At 72.6% G+C, this 19,553-nt stretch carries 19 protein-coding genes; 6 read left to right on the top strand and 13 right to left on the bottom strand.

Going from position 1 to position 19,553, the window contains the following annotated elements; genetic code table 11:
• The first annotated feature begins 56 nt into the window (after positions 1 to 56).
• Entirely contained in the window at positions 57 to 1,007 is a 951-nt protein-coding gene (locus A6A08_RS02235) for a TAXI family TRAP transporter solute-binding subunit (RefSeq protein ID WP_073700789.1), read from the top strand.
• A gap of 103 nt (positions 1,008 to 1,110) precedes the next feature.
• On the opposite strand, the gene A6A08_RS02240 is transcribed toward A6A08_RS02235, so the two are convergent.
• From A6A08_RS02240 to A6A08_RS02255, 4 genes are all read right to left on the bottom strand, one after another.
• Positions 1,111 to 2,523, bottom strand: a complete 1,413-nt coding sequence (locus A6A08_RS02240) for a HAMP domain-containing sensor histidine kinase (RefSeq protein ID WP_073700790.1) — start codon at positions 2,521 to 2,523, stop codon at positions 1,111 to 1,113.
• Between the two features lie 3 nt (positions 2,524 to 2,526).
• On the bottom strand, positions 2,527 to 3,204 hold the full coding sequence (locus tag A6A08_RS02245) for a response regulator transcription factor (protein WP_073700791.1): 678 nt from the start codon (positions 3,202 to 3,204) through the stop codon (positions 2,527 to 2,529).
• A 371-nt stretch (positions 3,205 to 3,575) separates the two neighbouring features.
• Positions 3,576 to 4,016 carry a DoxX family protein gene (locus A6A08_RS02250; RefSeq protein WP_073700792.1) on the bottom strand — a complete coding sequence of 147 codons (441 nt, stop codon included), beginning with the start codon at positions 4,014 to 4,016 and terminating at the stop codon, positions 3,576 to 3,578.
• Positions 4,017 to 4,199: 183 nt separating this feature from the next.
• A complete protein-coding gene (locus A6A08_RS02255; RefSeq protein ID WP_073700793.1) occupies positions 4,200 to 4,706 on the bottom strand; it encodes a MarR family winged helix-turn-helix transcriptional regulator in 507 nt (168 codons plus the stop codon).
• A 124-nt stretch (positions 4,707 to 4,830) separates the two neighbouring features.
• Here A6A08_RS02255 and A6A08_RS02260 point away from each other — a divergent pair, with 124 nt between their 5' ends.
• Positions 4,831 to 5,577 (top strand): dioxygenase, encoded by a 747-nt coding sequence (locus A6A08_RS02260; RefSeq protein WP_242422060.1) that lies wholly within the window; start codon positions 4,831 to 4,833, stop codon positions 5,575 to 5,577.
• Between the two features lie 36 nt (positions 5,578 to 5,613).
• A complete protein-coding gene (locus A6A08_RS02265) occupies positions 5,614 to 6,186 on the top strand; it encodes an NADAR family protein (protein ID WP_073700794.1) in 573 nt (190 codons plus the stop codon).
• 258 nt (positions 6,187 to 6,444) lie between these two features.
• Here the strand turns inward: A6A08_RS02265 and A6A08_RS26870 are convergent, their stop codons facing one another.
• The 3 genes from A6A08_RS26870 to A6A08_RS02280 form a co-directional block, all read right to left on the bottom strand.
• Complete coding sequence (locus tag A6A08_RS26870) at positions 6,445 to 7,503, bottom strand: serine/threonine-protein kinase (protein ID WP_338013110.1); 1,059 nt, start codon at positions 7,501 to 7,503, stop codon at positions 6,445 to 6,447.
• Positions 7,500 to 7,829, bottom strand: coding sequence for a hypothetical protein (locus tag A6A08_RS29200; protein WP_073700795.1), 330 nt, complete (start codon positions 7,827 to 7,829; stop codon positions 7,500 to 7,502). Before A6A08_RS29200 ends, A6A08_RS26870 begins: the two co-directional genes overlap by 4 nt.
• Before the next feature lie 142 nt (positions 7,830 to 7,971).
• Positions 7,972 to 8,727 (bottom strand): SDR family NAD(P)-dependent oxidoreductase, encoded by a 756-nt coding sequence (locus tag A6A08_RS02280; protein WP_073700796.1) that lies wholly within the window; start codon positions 8,725 to 8,727, stop codon positions 7,972 to 7,974.
• Positions 8,728 to 9,183: 456 nt separating this feature from the next.
• Between A6A08_RS02280 and A6A08_RS02285 the strand changes: the two genes are divergently transcribed.
• Positions 9,184 to 9,426, top strand: coding sequence for a hypothetical protein (locus tag A6A08_RS02285; RefSeq protein WP_073700797.1), 243 nt, complete (start codon positions 9,184 to 9,186; stop codon positions 9,424 to 9,426).
• Positions 9,427 to 9,466: 40 nt separating this feature from the next.
• Here A6A08_RS02285 and A6A08_RS02290 read toward each other — a convergent pair whose 3' ends face one another.
• On the bottom strand, positions 9,467 to 10,231 hold the full coding sequence (locus A6A08_RS02290) for an SDR family NAD(P)-dependent oxidoreductase (protein ID WP_073700798.1): 765 nt from the start codon (positions 10,229 to 10,231) through the stop codon (positions 9,467 to 9,469).
• A 127-nt stretch (positions 10,232 to 10,358) separates the two neighbouring features.
• On the opposite strand from A6A08_RS02290, the gene A6A08_RS02295 reads away from it, so the two are divergent.
• Entirely contained in the window at positions 10,359 to 11,297 is a 939-nt protein-coding gene (locus A6A08_RS02295; RefSeq protein WP_083608726.1) for a helix-turn-helix transcriptional regulator, read from the top strand.
• Between the two features lie 115 nt (positions 11,298 to 11,412).
• Here the strand turns inward: A6A08_RS02295 and A6A08_RS02300 are convergent, their stop codons facing one another.
• The 4 genes from A6A08_RS02300 to A6A08_RS02315 form a co-directional block, all read right to left on the bottom strand.
• Complete coding sequence (locus A6A08_RS02300; protein ID WP_073700799.1) at positions 11,413 to 12,321, bottom strand: carbohydrate ABC transporter permease; 909 nt, start codon at positions 12,319 to 12,321, stop codon at positions 11,413 to 11,415.
• Positions 12,318 to 13,289 (bottom strand): carbohydrate ABC transporter permease, encoded by a 972-nt coding sequence (locus A6A08_RS02305; protein ID WP_073700800.1) that lies wholly within the window; start codon positions 13,287 to 13,289, stop codon positions 12,318 to 12,320. The genes A6A08_RS02300 and A6A08_RS02305 overlap by 4 nt, the downstream gene beginning before the upstream one ends.
• Positions 13,286 to 14,668, bottom strand: a complete 1,383-nt coding sequence (locus tag A6A08_RS02310) for an ABC transporter substrate-binding protein (RefSeq protein WP_083608728.1) — start codon at positions 14,666 to 14,668, stop codon at positions 13,286 to 13,288. Before A6A08_RS02310 ends, A6A08_RS02305 begins: the two co-directional genes overlap by 4 nt.
• A 112-nt stretch (positions 14,669 to 14,780) precedes the next feature.
• Complete coding sequence (locus A6A08_RS02315) at positions 14,781 to 17,237, bottom strand: glycoside hydrolase family 3 protein (protein ID WP_073700802.1); 2,457 nt, start codon at positions 17,235 to 17,237, stop codon at positions 14,781 to 14,783.
• Between the two features lie 163 nt (positions 17,238 to 17,400).
• On the opposite strand from A6A08_RS02315, the gene A6A08_RS02320 reads away from it, so the two are divergent.
• Positions 17,401 to 18,054, top strand: a complete 654-nt coding sequence (locus tag A6A08_RS02320; RefSeq protein WP_073700803.1) for a TetR/AcrR family transcriptional regulator — start codon at positions 17,401 to 17,403, stop codon at positions 18,052 to 18,054.
• 76 nt (positions 18,055 to 18,130) lie between these two features.
• On the opposite strand, the gene A6A08_RS02325 is transcribed toward A6A08_RS02320, so the two are convergent.
• A complete protein-coding gene (locus tag A6A08_RS02325; protein ID WP_073700804.1) occupies positions 18,131 to 19,429 on the bottom strand; it encodes an Ig-like domain-containing protein in 1,299 nt (432 codons plus the stop codon).
• Positions 19,430 to 19,553: the final 124 nt, after the last annotated feature.

Genomic DNA, 19,553 nt, shown 5'->3' on the forward strand with positions numbered 1-19,553 from the left:
GTGATCCGCGGCGTCCGGGCGCCCGGGCACCGCTCCACACTGCCTAAGCTGCACATATGCATCCGAGGGGGCCGAACCGGCGTACCGCCCTGCGGGGCGTCGCGGGCGCCCTCGCCGTGGCCGCGGTGAGCGGTTGCACATGGCGGGAGCCCCCGTCACCGCCGCCGGCGTTCGTGGTGGCCACGGGCCCGCCCGGAGCCGTGTACCGGGAGATCGGTGCGGAGATCGCGCGCCTGCTGGACGAGCGGCTGCCCGGGACGCGGGTGGAGACCGTCGAGACCGGCGCCTCGCACGACAACCTGCGCCTCGTCGGTGCGGGCGAGGCCCAGCTCGGCCTGGCCAACCTCGACTCGGTCATGGCGGACGGGGTGGCCGGCGCCGACCGCCTCCGCGCGATCGGCCGCCTCTACGACAGCTTCGTGCACCTCGTGGTCCTGGACGGGTCGCCCGTGCGCCGTCTGGACGACCTGGAGGGGCGCAGGGTCTCGGTGGGCGCGGACAACTCCGGCACCGAGTTCACCGCGGACCAGATCCTCGTGGAGACCGGGGTGGAGCTGGAGGCGGTGCGCATGGACCAGGCGGCCTCCGCCCGGGCCCTGGGGCGCGGGGAGATCGACGCGATGTTCTCCCTGACCGGGCTGCCCACCCCGGCCATCGCCGACCTGGCCGAGCGTCACGTGATACGCCTGATCGACCTCTCCGACGCGGCGGCCGCCATGGCCGACGCCCGCCCCGAGGCGTACTTCCCCGCCAGTGTCCCGGCGACCACCTACGAGGGCGTGCCCGCCTGCCCCACCATGTCCGTGCCGAACCTGCTGTTGTGCTCGGCCGACCTGCCGGAGGACCTCGCCCACCTGGTCACCGGCACCGTGTACACGGGCGCCAGGCGGATCGCGGCCTCCCGCCCGGAGGCGGCCCAGATCAACGTGCGCACCGGCATCTCCACCGGTGTGGTCCCCCTGCACCGCGGCGCCGCGCGCTGGTACCGGGAGAACAAGCCCGCGTAGGCTCCTCGCCGGGGAGTCCCGCGGCGCCCGCGCCGACCGCCCCCTCCCGGGGATCCGTCGCCCCGGAGGACCTCTCGGGGCCCCGGGAGGGTCGGTCGGGACTCTAGGAGGACCGCTCGGAGCCCCGCGGCGGCGCGGGTGGCAGGGCGATCACCGCGCCGAAACCGGGGCGCCCGTCTCCGGGCAGGCCCTCGCCCAGCGTCAGCTCCCCTCCGGCCTCGCGGACCAGGTCGGCGACGATCGCCAGCCCCATCCCGGTCCCCTCCGTGTTCTGGTGCCGGGGCGAGCGCCAGAAGCGGTTCAGGGCGGCACCGCGCTCCTCCTCCGTCAGCCCGCCGCCGTCGTCGAGCACGCTGATCCGTACCGGGTCGCCCTCCCGTGCGCGCACCTCCACCCGGGTCCCCCCTGACAGGCGCAGGGCGTTGCTCACCAGTTCGTCGAGGATGCTGCCCAGGCCTCCGGCCGGCGCCTGCACCCGCACTCCCTCGGGGACGTCGGCGGACACGGAGACCCCCCGGGCCGCGCCCAGGGCGCGCCAGCGCTCCGTCCGCGTGTCCAGCAGTTCGGCGACCTCCACGGACTCGGTACCCGTCACACTCTCCAGGCGGGTCGCGGCCAGCAGGGAGTTGAGCATCCGGTGCATGGCCGTGGTCTCGTCCACGGCCACGGCGTGCGCCTCCCTGGCCTCCTCCGTGGTGAGGTGGGGCGCGAGGTTCTCCACCGCCAGGCGAAGGCTCGCCAGGGGGTTGCGCAGCTGGTGGGAGGCCTCGGAGACGAAGGAGCGCTGGCGGTCCAGGGACCTGCGCACCACGTCGACCATCGTGTTGAAGGACTCGGTGAGGCGGCGCAGCTCCGGCGGGCCGCGCTCGGCGTCCACCCGCACGTCCAGGTCCCCCGAGGCGACCGCGGTGGTGGCCGCGTCCAGCCCGCCGATGGGGCGCAGGACCCACCGCGACAGCGGCAGCGAGGCCGCCACCAGCAGGCCCAGGGGCACCAGGCTGAACAGCGCGAGCCAGCCCCACGAACCGAGGATGTCGGTGCCGAGGCGGTCGGTGGGGGCGACGAGGACGACCGCGCCGACCACCTCGCTGTCCCGGCCGATGGGCTCGGCGACCACCAGGGGCTCGGGCGCCCAGGGCCAGACGGTGGTGGGCGGGGCGGGGCGCTCTCCGGCCAGGGCGATGGTGACGGTGTCCGGGGAGCCCAGGTCCGCGAGGACCTCACGCAGGCGCACGGTGCTTCCGGACCCGGCCACGGTCCCGCCGTCGGGTGCGACCACCGCCACGGGGATGCCGTAGAGCTCCTCGTAGCGGGACATCTCCTGCACGAGGGCGTCCCGGCGGTCGGTCTCCAGGGCGGTGCGGGCCAGCGACGCGAAACGGCCCGCGTCCCCCAGCCGGTCGACGTAGACCTCCTGGGTCCGCTGCTGGGCGATGACGGTGCCCAGCGGGATGACGGCCGCGGCGACCAGGACGAACGCGGCGGGCAGCAGGATGGCGAGCAGTCTGCGGAGCAAGGCTCAGGACCCGTCCAGGACGTAGCCGACACCGCGCACGGTCCGGATGCGCACGGCGTGGCCGAGTTTGGCCCGCAGGGAGCCGATGTGGGTGTCCAGGGTCCGGGAGGAGGCCTCCCATGCGGCGCCCCACACCTGGTCGAGGATCTGGTCGCGGGCCACGACCGACGGGGACCGGGAGGCGAGGAGTGCGAGCAGGTCGAACTCCTTGCGGGTCAGTTGGAGTTCGGCGTCGCCGACCCTGGCCGCGCGGGATCCGGGGTCGACGGTGAGCGCGCCGACCCTGAGCCGGGGCTCCTCCTCGACCGCCTCGGCCCGCGCGGCACGGGTTCGGCGCAGGACCGCGTCGATGCGTGCGAGGAGTTCGGCGACGCCGAAGGGCTTGACGACGTAGTCGTCGGCCCCGGCGCGCAGGCCGCGCACCCGGTCGCGCTCCTCGCCGCGTGCGGTGACGGCGATGATGGCGGTCTGCGGGCGGTCGCGGAGCCTGCGCAGCAGGTCGATGCCGTCGGCGTCGGGGAGGCCGAGGTCGAGGAGGACGACGTCGGCGGGCGGGGCGCTGAGGGCGCGCTCGGCGGTGGCGACCCGCTGGACGTCGAAGGAGGCCGACCGCAGGGCGGTCACCAGACCACGGGCGACCCGGTCGTCGTCCTCGACCACGAGAATGCGCATGACCTGCATGGTAGGCAGTGTTCGCCCCGTTCACGGCACTCCGCCGGGCGGAGGCCGACGGCGGCGCCCGTTCGGCGGCGGGCGGCGGCGGGCCGGGCCAACGCGTGAGGGCTGGTCCGCGCGAACACGTGGGAGCCGGGCGGGAGGCGTCCCCCCGTTCGGCGTGCGGGACCGAATGCTCTCGTGCGCCGACCCCGTCCGCCTTTCACGGAATCGGCAGGGACCGCGCGAATCCGGGGCGTACGCGGCGTTCCTCCGTCCGTTCCGTCGTCCGTTCTGCGAAAAGGAGCAGGCAGGGCAGGAAAGGTCGCCGGCACCCGGTGGCCCGTGAAAAGCCACCCGGGCCGCCCGTTTCCGGCGACGGGCGGCCGGGTGCCGGGTCAGGAGGCCGGTACGGGTTCAGAGGCCCGTCGGCGGGGCCGACCCCACGGCATGAGGCGGTCCAGGGAGTAGCGGCCGCCGGCGAAACCGAGGGCCAGGGCGGTGGCGCCGAGGACCAGGAGGAACTCGAAGCCGCCGACCAGCGGGTCGCCGAGGTGGGCGAAGTAGTAGGCGTTGGCCATCATGAAGGCCAGGAGGAGGCCGGCCAGGGGCAGGGCGAAGCCGACGATGAGCGCCAGCCCGGCGCCCACCTCGATGAAGACCCCGAGGAGGGCGGAGAACTGCGGGAAGGGGATTCCCAGGGCGGCGAAGCCCTGGGCGGTGCCGTCGAGGTCGGTCGCCTTCGGCCAGCCGTGGGAGACGAAGACGACGCCGACCACCACCCTCGCGAGCAGTGCGGTGACGTCGCCGGCTCCGGATAGGAATGATCTCTCTGTCATGGGGATTCCTGTTCTGTGAGCGGGTACCAGAAAAGGGCCGTGCTCCCGCCGATAACGGGGACGACGGCCTTTTTCCGGAAGGACAAATGGTAATACGAATCCACCTGTGCACCTAGGGTGCGAAATAGGAATATTTCCTACGCGCAGCATTTCTCCTGGTGGGGGCGGATAACAGAACGTGGTTCAGTCCTGGCTCCCCGTACCCGTCGGCCCCGCGTACCGCGACTCCTCCTCCCCCGGGTCGAGTACGCCGAGCATGGACTCCGCGATCCCTCGCAGCTGGCCCACCTGGTCGTCGGTGAGCGCGTCGAAGAGCACGCGCCGGACCTCGTGCACGTGCCCCGGCTCCGCCGAGCGCAGCGTCTCCATCCCGCGCGGCGTGAGCCCGGCGATGGTGGTGCGCCTGTCCCCCGGACGCTTGAAGCGGCGGATCAGCCCGCCCTCCTCCAGGCGCGCGGCCGCGTGCGAGAGGCGGCTGGGCGAGGACCGCAGCAGCCTGGCCAGCCCGGTCATCGTCAGTTCGCGCCCCGGCGCCTCGGAGAGCGCCACGAGGACCTGGTAGTAGGCGTGGGGAAGGCCGGAGTCACGCCTGAGCTGCCGGTCCAGCGCACCCTCCAGCAGGTGTACGGCGGTCAGGAAGGTCCGCCAGGTCTGCTGCTCGCCCTCGTCGAGCCACCTCGTGTCGGCCATCGTGCCCACCCCCAGTAATAATTTGAGCCTTCAACTGTGTTCTGGGAAGGAACCGTACCCCATCGTCACCGGAGAACGCCCATGGCCCAGCGTCCGACACGCATGCCGACCCTGTACCTCAGCCATGGGGCGCCACCGCTCGCGGACGACGCGGAGTGGACCCGGCAGCTGGCCGGCTGGGCCGGTGGCATCGCCCGCCCGAGTGCGGTCCTCGTCGTCTCGGCGCACCGGGAGGACGCCCCGCTCACCGTCGGGGCCACGGCGGACGGGGTTCCCCCGACCTACGGCTTCCGGGGGTTTTCCGCAGCGCTACCACGGGGTCGCCTACCCCGCCCCGGGGGCGCCCGCGCTCGCGGGGCGTGTTCGCGAACTCGTCACCGGTCCGGGCGGGACGCTGTACCAGGACCCCTCCCGCGGCCTCGGCCGCGGCGCCTACGTTCCCCTCAAGGAGATGTACCCCGAGGCGGACGTCCCCGTCCTCCAGGTCTCCATGCCGACGCTCGACCCGGTCCGGCTCCCGGAGCTGGGGCGCCGCCTCGTCCCGCTCCGTGACGAGGGGGTCCTCATCATCGGCGGCGGGTTCACCACGCACAACCTGCGCGAGATGTCCCGGCGGGCCCACGGGGAGGCGCCCTCCTGGTCCGTGGAGTTCGACGACTGGGTGAACGAGTCCGTGGCGGACCACGACGTGGACGCGCTCCTGGACTTCGGGCGCAAGGCCCCGGCCGCCGCGATCGCGCATCCGCGCAGCGACCACTTCGCACCGCTGTTCGTGGCCCTGGGCGCCGGCCTGGACGGGCACGAGCGCTCGCTGTCCACGGTGGACGGGTTCTGGCAAGGGCTGGCCAAGCGGTCCTTCCAGTTCGGCTGAGGCCGTTCGTCACCGCCGTCTGGGACACTTCCCGCCATGACGGACACACGCGACCCCGCGGACGCGCGCACGGTGGAGGAACTGATCGCTTCGACGGGACGGGCGAAGTACCTGTGCTTCTGGGGCCACCGGCCGCCCGCGGACGGGGGCGTGTCGGCGAGCTGCCTCTCCCAGTGGTGGCCCGCCGCCTTCACCGTGGACGGAACCGGCTACCCCACCGCGGAGCACTACATGATGGCCGCCAAGGCGCGCCTGTTCGGCGACGCCGAGGCCGAGGAGCGGATCCTCGCCGCGGGCCACCCCCGGGACGCCAAGGTGATCGGCCGCCAGGTGCGCGGCTTCGACCAGGGGGCCTGGGAGGAGGCCCGGTTCGGGATCGTGGTCGACGCCGGTGTCGCCAAGTTCGGCCAGAACGCGGACCTGCGGGAGTTCCTGCTGGGCACCGGCGGGCGGGTGCTGGTGGAGGCCAGCCCGCGCGACCGGGTGTGGGGCGTCGGGTTGGGCCCCAGGAACGACGACGCGCGGGTGCCGGAGCGCTGGCGGGGCCTCAACCTGCTGGGCTTCGCGCTGATGGAGGCCCGGGCACGCCTCGCCTCGGCCGCCTCCTGAACCCTTCCGGACCTCAGACCTCGTCGCCCGCGCAGACGCCGATCCCGGCGCCCTCGCGCGTGCGCACGCCCGGCAGCCATCCGGTGGCGCCGCCCCCGGTGGTCACCCGGTACAGGGTGCTGGAGCTCATCCCGCTCTCGTCCGTGACGGTGACGCCGTTCGTGACCAGGCACGTCGCCTGGAGGACGTCGCCGTGCCAGACCTGGCCGGCCCGGTTGCCCGGGTCCGCGTAGGCGGTGTACGGGTCGTGGACGATCCTCAGACCGCACTCCGGCGCGCGCGAGGCCTGGCAGGGCCCTCCGCGTTGAAGACGGTCAGCGGCACCGTCCGCGGCTCCGGGGGCGCCTCGGGCTCGGGCTGCTCGTCCTGGGGCTCCTCCGCTTCCCCGGGCCCCTCGGAAGGCACCTCGGACGTCTCCTCCGAAGGCTCCTCGCCGGGTTCCTCGGACGGCTCCTCCTGGGAGACCGGCCCGGGAACGCGGCGCTCCTCCTCCGTGGGCTCCTCCTCGACGGGTTCCCGCTGCTCCTCCCCGGACGAGAGCCACGAGGCCATGGGCAGGTGCTCCCAGTTCCGGCCGAGGGCCGCCCCGCCCACGATGAGCCCCGCCAGGAGGACCAGGGCCCCGAGGGCGGCCCCGGTGCGGGCCAGGAACCGCCCCGCGCCCGCTCTCCCGCCCTCGGCGGGGATCTCGTACTCGCGCTCGGCGCCCGTCCGCACACCGTGCCAGTCGCGGTCCAGCACGCCGGCGGTGGCCGCGGCGGCGGCCCCGGCATCGCGGATCGGCGCGATGGCCCGTCCCGGGGAGGCGGCCTGGACCACGCCGTGCACCAGTTCCAGCGCGGTGGGCCGGTCCACCGCCTCCTTGCCCAGCGCACGCAGGGCCAGGTCCGCCAGGGGGCCCGAGAAGCCGTCGGTGTCCGGCGGGGTGTTCAGCACCCGGTGCGCCACCGCGGCGGCGTCCCCCGTCCCGAACGGCGGGCGGCCCGTCGCCGCGTACGCCACCAGCGCGCCCCACGCGAACACGTCGTCGGCGGTGGAGACCGGCTCGCCGCGGTAGTGCTCAGGGCTGATCCATCCCGGCGACCCGCTGAGCATCCCGGTGCGGGTGATGGCCGTCTGGTCGATCGCCCGCGCCACCCCGAAGTCCAGGACGCGCGGCCCCTCCGGTGACAGGACGATGTTCGAGGGCTTGAGGTCGCGGTGCGCGATCCCCTCCTCGTGGATCTGGGCCAGCGCCTCGGCCACCCCCACCGCCAGGCCGCGCAGCAGGTCCCCGTCCAGCGGTCCGTGCTTGCGCAGGTGTTCGCCCAGCGTCATGCCTCGCACGAGCGGGGTCGCCAGCCAGGGGCGGGCGCCTCGGTGCCGGCCTCCAGCAGCGGCACGGCGCAGGCGCCGCCCACACGGCCCAGCAGGTCCACCTCGCGCGCGAAACGCGCGCGGAAGTCGGCGGCCGACGCGTACTCCGGGTGGATCACCTTGACGGCCACCAGCCGGCCGTCCTCGTCCCGCGCCGCGTACACGAGGCCCATCCCGCCCGCTCCCAACCGTTTGAGCAGCCGGTAGGGGCCGATCCTGGCCGGGTCGTCCGGCCCCAGGTCGGTGACGGTCGTGGGCAGGACGACGGTGAAGGGGGCTGTGGGCACTTGAGGGGAGCCTCGCTCATTCGGGGCGGGGCGACGGGGAGTGCACTCAGGAGCGAAGGTGCCTCCACGAGGATAGTGGAGCCCCGCCCGCCCGGGTTCCCGGGCGGCTCCCCGGCTGCGCTGCCGGGGACGTCGGCGGTGGTCAGCGTCCCATGTACGCGCCCCCGTTGACCTGGACGACCTGGCCGGTGACGTGGCGTGCCCCGGGCGAGGCCAGCCAGGCGATCGCGTCGGCGACGTCCTCGGGACGGCCTGCCCGACCGGTGACGGTCTGGCCGACGAGGCGCTCGTGGCGTTCGTCGGTCATGGCGCCGCCGAAGAACCCGGTGCCGGCGACGTAGCCGGGCGCCACGACGTTCACCGTGCACCCGCTCGGCCCCAACTCTCCCGCGAGGGAGAAGGTCCAGCCGTGCAGGGCGGCCTTGACCGCGGAGTAGGCGCCGCCGCCACCGCGCAGCGCGGCGATGGAACTGACGTTGACGATCCGGTCCTCCCGTCCCCGGAAGCGGGGTCGCAGAGCCTGGGTGAGCAGGACGGCGGTGAGCACGTTCGCCGACCAGGCGTCGGACCAGCCCTCCGCCGTCGCGGCGAGGCCGGAGCCGGACACGGGACGCAGTCCCCCGGCGTTGTTGACGAGCACGTCCACGCCGCCCAGGCGCTCGGCCAGGTCGGGGACCGCGGTGTCCACGGCCTCGGGGTCGGTCAGATCGACGGCCGCGTGGTGGGCCGCGCCGGGTCCGTGCTCGGCGCGGATCTCCTCCGCGACCGTGGCCAGGACCTCTGCGCGTCGGCCCACCAAGCCGACGCGGTGTCCCTGTGCGGCCAGGGTCAGGGCGGTGGCCCGGCCGATACCGGTGCCGCCTCCGGAGATGACGGCGGTGCGGGGTGTGGTCGTCAAGGCGGCTCGCTCTCTCACATGTGTCGGGGCCACGAGCACACTGCGCCGGAGCGGGTTCCGACCGCAAGGGGTTTTTCATTATCGCCCTACTGCTACCGAACTGGGCGTGATGTTGCTATAGCAAGGCCTTTTTCCGAATCGGAATCCGTACTCACCCTCGGATCATCCGAATTTCATCTGCCGTGCCTCTGTTCGCGGTCGTTCCCGATCCGAACAGGAGTAGAGTCCGATAACACAGACAGCACGGTGCCCCGGCACCCGCACCTGTTTCCCCGGAGCGCTCCGGGTCTCGGCACTCTCGCCGCCACCCTGCGGGCACTCTCGCGGCGCGACCACGTACGTCCCGCCGCGCGCCCCGGGAAACCGATCCCCGTACGCACCCGCCGGTGCCACGCGCGTTCCGGGAAACGCACCGTCCTTTCCGACCAGGACGAACCACACTTCCAGGGACTTCCCATGGCCTATTACCGCATCCAGTTGCGCGACGGATCCTCCCACACCCTGCAGGCGGTGCGCATGCGCACCGACGCGCGCAGCCTCTATCTGGAGGAGCGCACCGCCGGGACGTGGACCGAGGTGTTCGCGAACCCGCTCACGGAGGTGGAGCGCGTCCAGCGCCGCTTCACCGAGAACGACGGCACCTGGACCTGGCTGAACGAGCACCTGCCCGCTCCGATCGGCGGCGTCCGGGCCTGGTGAGGCCCGTGCCGGACGGGGCCGCCCGGCACGGGCCCCGCGGCTACCAGGGCAGGACGCCGTAGCTCTCCGGGTCCGGCTCGGAGGCCAGGTGGCCCCACAGCACCCCGTCCGGCCCGTCGTCGGGCAGGGTCGCCAGGTGCAGGCTCACCCGCGCGCCCTGTTCGGGGGTGCGGGTACCCGTGTTGCCGTTGAGGTCGGTCTCGCAGTATCCCGGGTTGGCGGCGTTGACCTTGATCCCTCCGGGCGCGAGTGCCTTCGCGTACAGGGCGGTCACCATGTTCACCGCCGCCTTCGAGGCGGGGTACCCGGTGTTGCCGCCCATCGAGAAGAACGGGCTGGCCGGGTCGGTCATCGTCCCGATCGACCCGACCTCGCTGGACACGTTCACCACCCGGGCCGACTCCGAGCGGCGCAGCAGGCCCAGGAACGCGTCGGTGACCGTCACCAGGCCCACCACGTTCACCTCCAGCATCCGCAGGAGCTGAACGGGGTCGGTCTCGCCGATGCCGCCCCAGGCCAGGGCCACACCCGCGTTGTTGACCAGCACGTCCAGCCGCCCGAAGTCCGCCTCCACCCGTGCCGCGGCGGCCCGGACGCCCTCGGCGTCGGCGACGTCCAGCGTCAGCGCTCGGGCGTCGATCCCCTCCTCGCGCAGGGCCTTCTCGGCCTCCGCGCCGCGCGCGGCGTCCCGGGACCCGACCAGCACCGTCATCCCCTCCAGACCCAGCAGCCGCGCGGTCTGGAATCCGATTCCCTTGTTCGCCCCGGTCACGAGGGCGATCCTGTCCTTCTGTGTCTTCACCATGTCCCCCATCGTGGAGACGGGCCGGCCGGCGAGGAAGGAACGGTCGAGACTGGTATCGGCGGTACCACTGTCAGGAGCGCGTTCCTGGGGCACCCTGGGAGGAGGCACCGATCCGAGGAGGCACCCCATGGTGGACCGCGGTGAACTCGCGGCGTTTCTACGCGACCGGCGCGCCAGGATCGGCCCCGGCGACGTCGGGCTTCCCGACACCGGACGCCGCCGCACCCCCGGCCTGCGCCGCCAGGAGGTGGCCCAGCTCGCCGGCATGTCGGTGGAGTACTACGTGCGGCTGGAACAGGCACGCGGTCCCAACCCGTCACGGCAGGTGCTGTCCGCGCTCGCGCGCGCCCTGATGCTGGACACGGACGAGCGCACCTACCTCTTCCACCTGGCGGGGGCAGAGCCGCCCGTCACCCGGCGCCCCACCCGCGAGGTGACCACGGCGGTACGGCACCTGGTGGACGGCCTGGCCACCACCCCCGCCTACGTGCTGGACGCCAAGTACGACGTCCTGGCGTGGAACCGGATGGCCACCCACTTCATCGGGGACATGGCGGCGCTGCCGGCGGACCGGCGCAACATCATCGAGTGGATGTTCTCCCTGCCGGACGACGACCCGCACTGGGACGATCCCAACGCCGACTGCTTCACCCAGTACTCCGTGGCGGACCTGCGCGCCGCCTACGCCCGCTACCCCGGCGACCCGGGCATCGCCCGGCTGGTCACCACCCTGCTGGGCACCTCCCCGAGGTTCAGGCGGATGTGGGAGTCGCGCGACGTACGCAACAGGCGCGGGTTCACCAAGAGGGTGGAGCACGAACACGTGGGGCTCCTGGTGTTCGAATGCCAGGTGCTGTACGTGCCCGACACCGACCAGCGGGTGATGGTGTACGTCCCCGAGCCCGGGACGCCCACGGAGCGGGCTCTGGAGCGCCTGGCCGCGGACCTCCCCGCACCCGCGCCCCGGCAGGGACCGCCGCTGTCCGGGCCGTCCGGGCCGGGGTCCCGCGGCCCGGACGGCCCGGTCGAGGTCCCGCCGCCCGCCGTGGAGCACGACGGGCGCTGACGTGGTCCTGTCGGTGTGGTCCGCGCGCCTCTCCCCTCCTCGGAGCGGGGAACAGGAGGGAGGCCGGGGTGGCGGGACCCCCGAAGGGCTCGGTCGGAGGTCCCGCCGACGCGGGTCAGCCCTTGACGGCGCCCGCGGTCATGCCTCCGCGCCAGTAGCGCTGGAGGACGACGATGGCGATGATCAGCGGGATGACCGACAGCATAGAACCCGTCACCACACGCATGTACATCTCGATGTCGCGGCCCTGGTAGGACTGCCAGGTCACCAGGCCCAGGGTGATCGGGTACAGCCCCTCGTCGGCGAGCATCACCAGCGGCAGGAAGTAGTTGTTCCAGATGCCGACCATCTGGAACAGGAACACCGTCACCAGCGCGGGAGCCATCATGCGCAGCCCGAGCGTGAAGAAGACGCGCCCCTCGCCCGCGCCCTCCAACCGGGCCGACTCGATGACGGAGTCGGGCACCGAGGCGTCGGCGTAGATCCGGCACAGGTAGAGGCCGAACGGGGAGATGAGGCTGGGCAGCAGGACCGCCCAGTAGGTGTTGGCCAGGCCGATCTGGCTGAACAGCAGGTACAGCGGCAGGGCGGTGGCCGCCGCGGGAACGAGCACACCGCCCAGGACCAGGCCGAAGACCAGTTCGCGGCCCCGGAAGTCGTACTTGGCCAGGGCGTATCCGGCTGCGGCCGCCAGCAGGGTGGCCAGCAGGGCCCCGAGCACCGAGTACAGGAGGCTGTTGAGGGTCCAGCGCCAGAAGATGCCGCCGTTGTAGGTGAGGACCTCGGAGATGTTCGTGAACAGGACGAACTCCTCGCCCAACCCGAAGCCGAACGAGTCGAACAGGTCCGAGGTGGTCTTGGTCGCGGCCACGAACACCCAGTACACCGGCACCAGGAAGTAGACGGCGGCGACGGCGAGGATCGCGGTGACCAGGATCCGGGACCTGGTGGAGGCGCCGGTGGCGCCCCCGGGGCGGCGCCGCGCGGGCGCCGCGTCGCCCTTCTTGACGTCGGTCGTGGTCATCGCTGCCGGTCCTTCCTGTTGACCAACCAGAGGAACCCGAACGAGAGCACGAACGCGGTCAGGGCCACGAGGACCGACTGCGCCGCCGCCACGTTGTAGTCGTTGTCGGTGAACGCGGATCTGTACGCCGCCATGTTCGGCGTGTACGCGGAGTCGATGTTCACCGTGAACGCCGCCAGGATCTGCGGCTCGGCGAACAGCTGGAGGGTGCCGATGATCGAGAAGACGGTGGTCAGCACCAGGGCGGGGCGGATCAGCGGCAGCTGGATGTGCCAGGCGGTCTGGAGCGGTCCGGCCCCGTCGATGCGCGCCGACTCGTACAGCTCGCTCGGGATCGTCTTGAGCTGCGCGATGAGGATCAGCATGTTGTAGCCGATGAACAGCCACGTGATGATGTTGGCGATGGACCACAGCACGCTGTTCGGGCCGAGCAGGTCCGGCTCCAGGCCCACCAGCCCGGCCACGTCCAGGATCGGGGACAGGCCCGGGACGTACAGGAAGCCCCACAGCAGCGAGGCCACCACGCCGGGGACGCCGTAGGGCATGAAGTACAGGGCGCGGAAGAATCCGGGCCACGTCGCCGAGGCCGACTCCAGGAGCAGGGCCAGTACCAGGGCCAGGCCGAGCATGACCGGGACCTGGACGACGCCGAAGAGCAGCACGCGGCCGACGGAGTCGACGAACGCCTCCTGGCCCAGGGCCCGGGCGTAGTTGTCGAACCCGGTGAAGACGGTCTCCCGGCCCTCCTCGCCGAACAGACCGTACCGGCGGATCTGGATGAAGCTCTGGTAGAGCGCGTACAGGATCGGCAGGAAGAAGCACAGGGTGAACAGCGCGAGGAACGGCCCGACGAACCCCCAGGGGATGAGGGCCCTGGTCCGGAACCGTCGGCGGGGCGGAGCGGCGGCGGCCGTGCGCGGCCTGCCGGGGGAGTCCGCTCCGGGCGCGGTACGCGTGGCGGTGGTCATGACGCGCTCCTCACCGACAGGCCCTTGTCGCGGATGTCGTTGACGGTGTTCTCCTGCGCGACGGCCAGGGCGTCCACGAAGGAGGTGCCCTCGGCGACGGCGGAGCGGAACGCGTCGCCGATGTGGTCCTTGGTGCTGGACAGGGTCGGCCCCCACTCCCAGTCGGTGGGGATGTGCTCGGTGGCCTCGGCGATGATGCTCGTGTAGTTCTGCTCCGAGAAGTAGGGGTCGGGCCCCTGGTTGCGGACCGAGTTCTCGTTGAGCTCCTCCGAGGCCGCCCAGCCGATGCCGCACTCGGTGATCATGGCGTCCACCGCGCGCTGGTCGGTGCTGAGCCAGTTGGCGAACAGCACCGCCTCGTGGGGGTGGGGCGCACCGCTGAGCACGGCCGAGGCCGAGCCTCCCCAGGTGCCCTCCCTGCGCTGTCCCCCGTCCCACTGGGGCATGCCGGAGACCTTCCACCGGCCGGGGTTGTCGGGGTCGTTGCCCCTGATGATGGCGTCGCCCCAGCTGCCGACCGTCCAGGTGCCGATGGTGCCCTGCTGGAGCCCCTGGAACCAGCCGGTGGACCACACGGCGTGGGTGAGGTTGAGGACGCCCTCGCGGACCAGCCCCTCCCAGAACTCGGCCACCCGTACCGAGGCGTCGTCGACGAAGTTGACCGACCACTCCCCGCCCTCGGTGCTGAACCACCGCGCCCCGGCCTGCATGCACATGCCCGCGAGCCAGTCGGCGTCGCCGACGGGGAAGGACTCGATGAGGGCGCCGTCCCCGGCCGCCGCGACGCGGCGTGCGGCCTCCGCGTACTCCTCCCAGGTGGCGGGGGCGCCGTCGAGTCCCCACTCCTCGTACTTGTCGGCCCGGTAGAAGTACATGAGCGGGCCGGAGTCCACGGGGATGCCGTAGTGGCCGCCGACGTAGGAGGCCTGGAGCCACTGCCACTCGTCGTAGCGGTCGGCGTACTCCAGCGCGCCGTACCGGCCGAGGTCCTCCAGCCCGTTCTCCAGCAGGAAGGAGGGGATCTGGAAGAACTCCACCTGCGCCAGGTCGGGCTGGTTGCCCGCGACCAGCGAGTTGAACATCTTCGCGTACCCGCCGTCGAGCCCACCGGGGATGGTCACCGCCCTGACCTGGATGTCGGGGTGCTCGGCGTTCCAGATGTCGGCCACCGCCTGGAGGCCCGGCCACCAGGTCCAGTACGTGAGCGTGATGTTCTCGTCGGGGTCCTTGGGCGGGACGAGCGGCCGGTCTCCGGCCGGGCCGACGGTGGCGGCGCACCCGCCGAGTGCCGCGGCGGAGCCGAGCGCCGACGCCGTCAGGCCCGCGCGGAGCAGGCCGCGGCGGGACATACCGCCCGGTCGGGGGATGGGAACTTTCATGCTGTCTCCTCGGGAGGGCCTTCTGTGGGGGGTTGGTCCGGGCGCCCCGGGGCCTTGGGGCACCGCTGTGCCTCAGGGCCCCGGGCCCGATTCTCGGGCACCCGGCGGACGGCTAGCGCACGTCGAGGGAGAGGTGGTGCGCGATGGCGCGGCTGGAGGAGCCGACCGCGAGGCGGTAGGCCCCCTCCGGGGTGCGCCACGCGTGGGTGGCGGGGTCCCAGACCGCGAAGGCCCGCGGCGGGACGTCGAGGTGGACGGTGGTCCGCGACCCGGGCTCGGCCCGCACCGGGGCGAACGCGGCCAGGGCCCGGACCGGGCGCGTGGTGCCCGCCTCGTCGGCGGGGGGCTCCACGTAGACCTGCACCACGTGGCGCCCCGGTCGGGCGCCGGTGTTGGCGAGCGTCGCGGTGACGCGGACGGGGCCGTCGAGCAGGCCGCCGTCGAGTTCGGGGAGGGGGCCGTCGAGGAGGGCCCCGGTGATCTCCCAGTCGGTGTAGCCGAGCCCGAACCCGAAGGGGCGGTGGGGCTCGCGCCCGTCGCGGTCGTAGGCGCGGTAGCCGACGAACACGCCCTCGTCGTAGGTGAGGACCCCGTCGTCGGGACGGGTGTCCATGACGGGGACGTCGGCGTGGTCGCGGGGCAGGGTCCAGGGCAGGCGGCCGGTGGGCTCGGACCGCCCGGTGAGGGTGTCGGCGAGGGCGTGGCCGTACTCGTGGCCGCCGAACCAGGACCACAGGACGGCGGGGACCTCGTCGAGCCAGGGCAGGAGCACGGGGGCTCCGGCGTTGACCACGACGGCGGTGCGCGGGTTGGCCGCGGCGACGCGGCGGACGAGCTCGTCCTGGCGTCCGGGCAGGGAGAGGGTGGGACGGTCGTAGCCCTCGGACTCGACCTCGTCGTTGGTGCCGACCACCACGATCGCGACGTCGGCGTCCTCGGCGGCCCGGACCGCCTCGGCGATCTCCTCCTCCGCGGAGGGTCCGGGCGGCAGGTGGCGGAGCTGGGCGATGACGCCGCGGCCGAAGCCGCCGAAGTCGGCGACCTCCAGGTCGATCTCGACGCGGACCGTGCGGGGAGCGTCGACCTCGACACCGGTGCGGGGCCCGTCGGGGTGGCTGTGCCGCGACTCCAGGATCTCGGCGTCGGAGGCGGTCCGGCCGCCCTCGGCCAGGACCTCGCCGTCGACGCGGACGGTGTGGCGGCCGACCACGCCGACCTCGACCTGGTGGAGGCCGGGTTCGGTGAGGCGGAGCTCGGCGGTGACGACGGCCCTGACCGCGCGGGGGTCGTCGACGTCGACGTGGAAGGCGGTGCCGTCGAGCTCGGGGGTGCCGACGGGGTCTCCGGAGGCGTCGAACAGGGTCATGTCCACAAAGGTGAGGGCCTCGCGCGAGGCCACGGGCAGGAGCCGCCGGGGGTCGCCGCCGCGCACGACGGTGAGCTCCACGCCGTCGGGCAGGGCCTCGCGGAGCCCCTCGGCCGGACTGACCAGGTACTTGGAGTTGACGTGCGCGCTGCCGCCGCCCTGGGTGTAGGCGTCCACCGCGTTCGGGCCGATGAGCGCGATCCGGCGCACGCCGTCGACGCCGACGGGCAGCAGACCGCCCTCGTTGCGGAGCAGGACGTGGCCCCGCGAGCCGATCTCGCGCAGGACGACGCGCTCGTCCTCGCCCTCGACGGCGGGCGAGGTGTCGCGGTCGAGCTTGCCGACCCGGGCGGCCAGGCGCAGGAGGCGGACGACCTTGTCGTCGACGGCGGACTCGGGGACCTCTCCGGAGCGGACGGCCCGCAGGAGGGCGTCGCCCTCGGCCCAGGGGCCACGCGGACCGGGCATGACCAGGTCGAGCCCGGCGTTGGCGGAGGGCGCGGTGCTGCGTGCGGCGGTCCAGTCGCTGACCACCACGCCGTCGAAGCCGAGCTCCTCCTTGAGCAGCCCGGTGAGCAGCCGGTGGTGGTCGGTCATGCTGTTGGACTCCACCCCGTCGTCCACGCCGTTGTAGGCGGCCATGACGGTCCACGCCCCGGCCTCCAGGGCGGCCTCGAAGGGCGGGAGGTAGACCTCGCGCAGGGTGCGCTCGTCGATGCGGGCGCGGTAGCTGGTGCGCTCGCGCTCGGTCTCGTTGCCGACGAAGTGCTTGGGGCAGGCCCCCACGCCCTCCCCCTGGACGGCGCGCACGAAGGCCGCGCCGAGTTCGCCGGTGAGGACCGGGTCCTCGGAGAAGCACTCGAAGTGGCGCCCGCCGACGGGTGAGCGGTGGAGGTTCAGGACCGGGGCGAGGACGACGTCGACGTCCTTGCGGCGGGCCTCGGCGGCGAAGAAGCGGCCGGTGCGCTCCATCAGCCCTGGGTCCCAGGCCGCGGCGACCGCGGTGGGGCTGGGGGTACTGGCCGAGTGCTCCTGCTGGGTGGCCTCGGTGCCGCGCACTCCGGCGGGGCCGTCGGAGACGGTGATCGGCAGCAGCCCGGCCTCCGGACTCTCGTGCAGGACCCACCCAGTGCGGCCGGTCAGCAGGCGCACCTTGTCCTCCAGTGAGAGGCGGGTGACACGGGTGTGAAGGTCTGAAGTCATGAGCCCCTGGTCCTGTGACGTACGTCTCTTGGACCGGAACCATACTTACTTAATATTCATTAAGCAAGAGAGGGTGGGGAATCTCGATACCGTAGAGGTGGGTCCCGACCCCAGCCACGGACCCGGAGCGTCCCCGCAGGGGCGCAGGAAGCGGAGAGCAGGAATGAGCGAGACGACCCCAGCACCGGACACACATCCCTCACCCGGTGCGGAGGAGGCCCCGGCGCCGCGCAGGCGGGTGAACCGGCGTGAGCAGATCCTGCGCACGGCCGCCGACGTGTTCGCCGCGCAGGGCTTCCACAACACCTCGCTGGCCGACATCGCGGCGATGCTCGACATCACCCCGGCGGGGGTCCTGCACCACTTCGGCTCCAAGACCGACCTGCTCACCGCGGTCCTGGAGCTGCGCGACGACATCGACCCGGCGCCGGAAGGGAGCCGGATGCTGGACCACCTGGTGGCCACCGCCGAGCGCAACGCGGCCCGCCCGGGGACCACCCAGCTGTACGCGGTGCTGTCGGCGGAGAGCGCCACGGACGAGCACCCCGCGCAGGAGTGGTTCCGGGACCGTTACAAGGTGCTGCGCCGGGAGATCGGCGACGCCGTCCTGGACCGGCTCGGACCGGAGTACCGGGAGGCCGCCGGCGCTCCGGGGCCGAACGGGCGCACCCCGGCGCAGGACGCGGCGGCCGCGGTCATCGCCGTGATGGACGGACTGCAGGTGCAGTGGCTCCTGGACCCCGAGGCCGTCGACATGGCCGCGGTGACCGAGCTGGTGATAGACGCCGTCGTCGCCCGGCTGTCCCGGAGAAGCTGACCGGGCGGGCGGGAACGCGAAGAGGGGCGTCGGGAACCGTGCGGTTCCCGACGCCCCTTCGGCGTTCGGAAGGCGGTTACTGCTCGCCGTGGACGGAACCGGGGGTGCCGGATCCGTCGGTGGCCTGCGGCTCGCCGGTCGCGCTCTCGGCCAGCCACTCGTCCCAGGACTTCTGCCAAAAGCCCCAGCCGTTGTTCCACTCGAACTCGCGGTCGGTGCCGGTGGTGTCCAGCACGTCGCCCATGAGGGTGTTCTCGAAGAACCACCGGGCGTCGTCCATGCGCAGGTTGGTGCAGCCGTTGGAGGTGTTGGCGATGCCGATGTTCCCGTTGTAGGAGGCCTCGTGCACGAACTCGCCGCTGTTGGAGGTGCGGACCGCGTACTGCACGTCCACGTTGTAGGAGTTCGGGGAGTCCTCGGGGATGCCCACGGTGGTGGAGTCCATGGTGATGTGCTCGTAGCGCTCCATCAGCACGTGGATGCCGCTGCTGGTGGTGTCGAAGCGGCGGTTGGCCTTGCCGTTGCTCACCTCGATGGTGCGCTCGTGCTCGCCGTCGACGGTGATGACCATCTCGTGATCGGGCACGTGCATGGTCGCGATCAGCTCACGGCCGACCTCGAAGTCGATCTGGTAGTTCTTCACCCCGTAGACGCCCTCGGAGGCCTCGACGCCCGCGAGGCGCAGGTCGACGGTGACGGCCTGGTAGGGGTCCCAGTACTCCTTGGGGCGGAACACCGCGGTCTGGTCGTTGGTCCAGTTCCAGGCGCCCTCGATGCCCTGCTCGGAGACGACCTCCATGGAGTTCTCGACCTGTGCCTTGTTGGTGACCGGCAGGTCGAAGTTGATGACGACCGGCATGCCCACGCCGACGGTGTCGCCCGAGACGGGGTAGTTGGACGCCAGCTCCAGGCGCTGGCCGGGAACGGCGGCCAGGGTGGTGAACTCGTGGACGAGCTCGGCCTTCTCGCCGGCGTCGTTCTCGGCGGTGGCGGTGACCACGACCTCCGAGCCGGGGCGCAGGTTCCAGTCGCTGACCCACTCGGTGCCGTCCCCGTTGAGGGTGCCGGTCATGTCGTAGAGGCCCGGGGCCTCCTCCTCGCCCTCCGCGGACGCCTCGTCGACGACGGTCTGGTCCACCTGGACGTCGGTGATGACGCCGTTCTCCGCGGTGACCCGGATGGGGGAGTTCGGAGCGACCTCTCCGGCACCGTCCTCGGGGGTGATCACCAGTTCCGCGGCCTCGGCGTCGGCGGGCTCGGAGCTTCCGCTCTGCGTCTCGGCCTCACCGGACGTGCAGGCCGTCGCGGCCAGCGCCAGCGCGACCAGTCCGATACCGAACCGGCGCATCACCACCGGAGGTGTCTTGCCCGTCACGTCTGGTACCTCCATGTCATGCTTTCGAACGCCGTGTACTGCCAGTAAGACGCGCGGGCGTTCAAAAGGTTCTGAAATCTCACGCATCGGTATAGATCGGTTATCACCAGCGAGGGAACGCCCA

It is taken from the genome of Nocardiopsis sp. TSRI0078 (assembly GCF_001905145.1).
Lineage (GTDB): Bacteria > Actinomycetota > Actinomycetes > Streptosporangiales > Streptosporangiaceae > Nocardiopsis.

Bases quoted from the DNA above. Each gene is read 5' to 3' on its own strand.
- A6A08_RS02235 (WP_073700789.1), top strand. From the start codon at position 57: ATGCATCCGAGGGGGCCGAACCGGCGTACCGCCCTGCGGGGCGTCGCG.
- A6A08_RS02245 (WP_073700791.1), bottom strand. From the start codon at position 3,204: ATGCAGGTCATGCGCATTCTCGTGGTCGAGGACGACGACCGGGTCGCC.
- A6A08_RS02250 (WP_073700792.1), bottom strand. From the start codon at position 4,016: ATGACAGAGAGATCATTCCTATCCGGAGCCGGCGACGTCACCGCACTG.
- A6A08_RS02255 (WP_073700793.1), bottom strand. From the start codon at position 4,706: ATGGCCGACACGAGGTGGCTCGACGAGGGCGAGCAGCAGACCTGGCGG.
- A6A08_RS02260 (WP_242422060.1), top strand. From the start codon at position 4,831: ATGGGGCGCCACCGCTCGCGGACGACGCGGAGTGGACCCGGCAGCTGG.
- A6A08_RS02265 (WP_073700794.1), top strand. From the start codon at position 5,614: ATGACGGACACACGCGACCCCGCGGACGCGCGCACGGTGGAGGAACTG.
- A6A08_RS26870 (WP_338013110.1), bottom strand. From the start codon at position 7,503: ATGACGCTGGGCGAACACCTGCGCAAGCACGGACCGCTGGACGGGGAC.
- A6A08_RS02285 (WP_073700797.1), top strand. From the start codon at position 9,184: ATGGCCTATTACCGCATCCAGTTGCGCGACGGATCCTCCCACACCCTG.
- A6A08_RS02290 (WP_073700798.1), bottom strand. From the start codon at position 10,231: ATGGTGAAGACACAGAAGGACAGGATCGCCCTCGTGACCGGGGCGAAC.
- A6A08_RS02295 (WP_083608726.1), top strand. From the start codon at position 10,359: ATGGTGGACCGCGGTGAACTCGCGGCGTTTCTACGCGACCGGCGCGCC.
- A6A08_RS02300 (WP_073700799.1), bottom strand. From the start codon at position 12,321: ATGACCACGACCGACGTCAAGAAGGGCGACGCGGCGCCCGCGCGGCGC.
- A6A08_RS02305 (WP_073700800.1), bottom strand. From the start codon at position 13,289: ATGACCACCGCCACGCGTACCGCGCCCGGAGCGGACTCCCCCGGCAGG.
- A6A08_RS02310 (WP_083608728.1), bottom strand. From the start codon at position 14,668: ATGAAAGTTCCCATCCCCCGACCGGGCGGTATGTCCCGCCGCGGCCTG.
- A6A08_RS02315 (WP_073700802.1), bottom strand. From the start codon at position 17,237: ATGACTTCAGACCTTCACACCCGTGTCACCCGCCTCTCACTGGAGGAC.
- A6A08_RS02320 (WP_073700803.1), top strand. From the start codon at position 17,401: ATGAGCGAGACGACCCCAGCACCGGACACACATCCCTCACCCGGTGCG.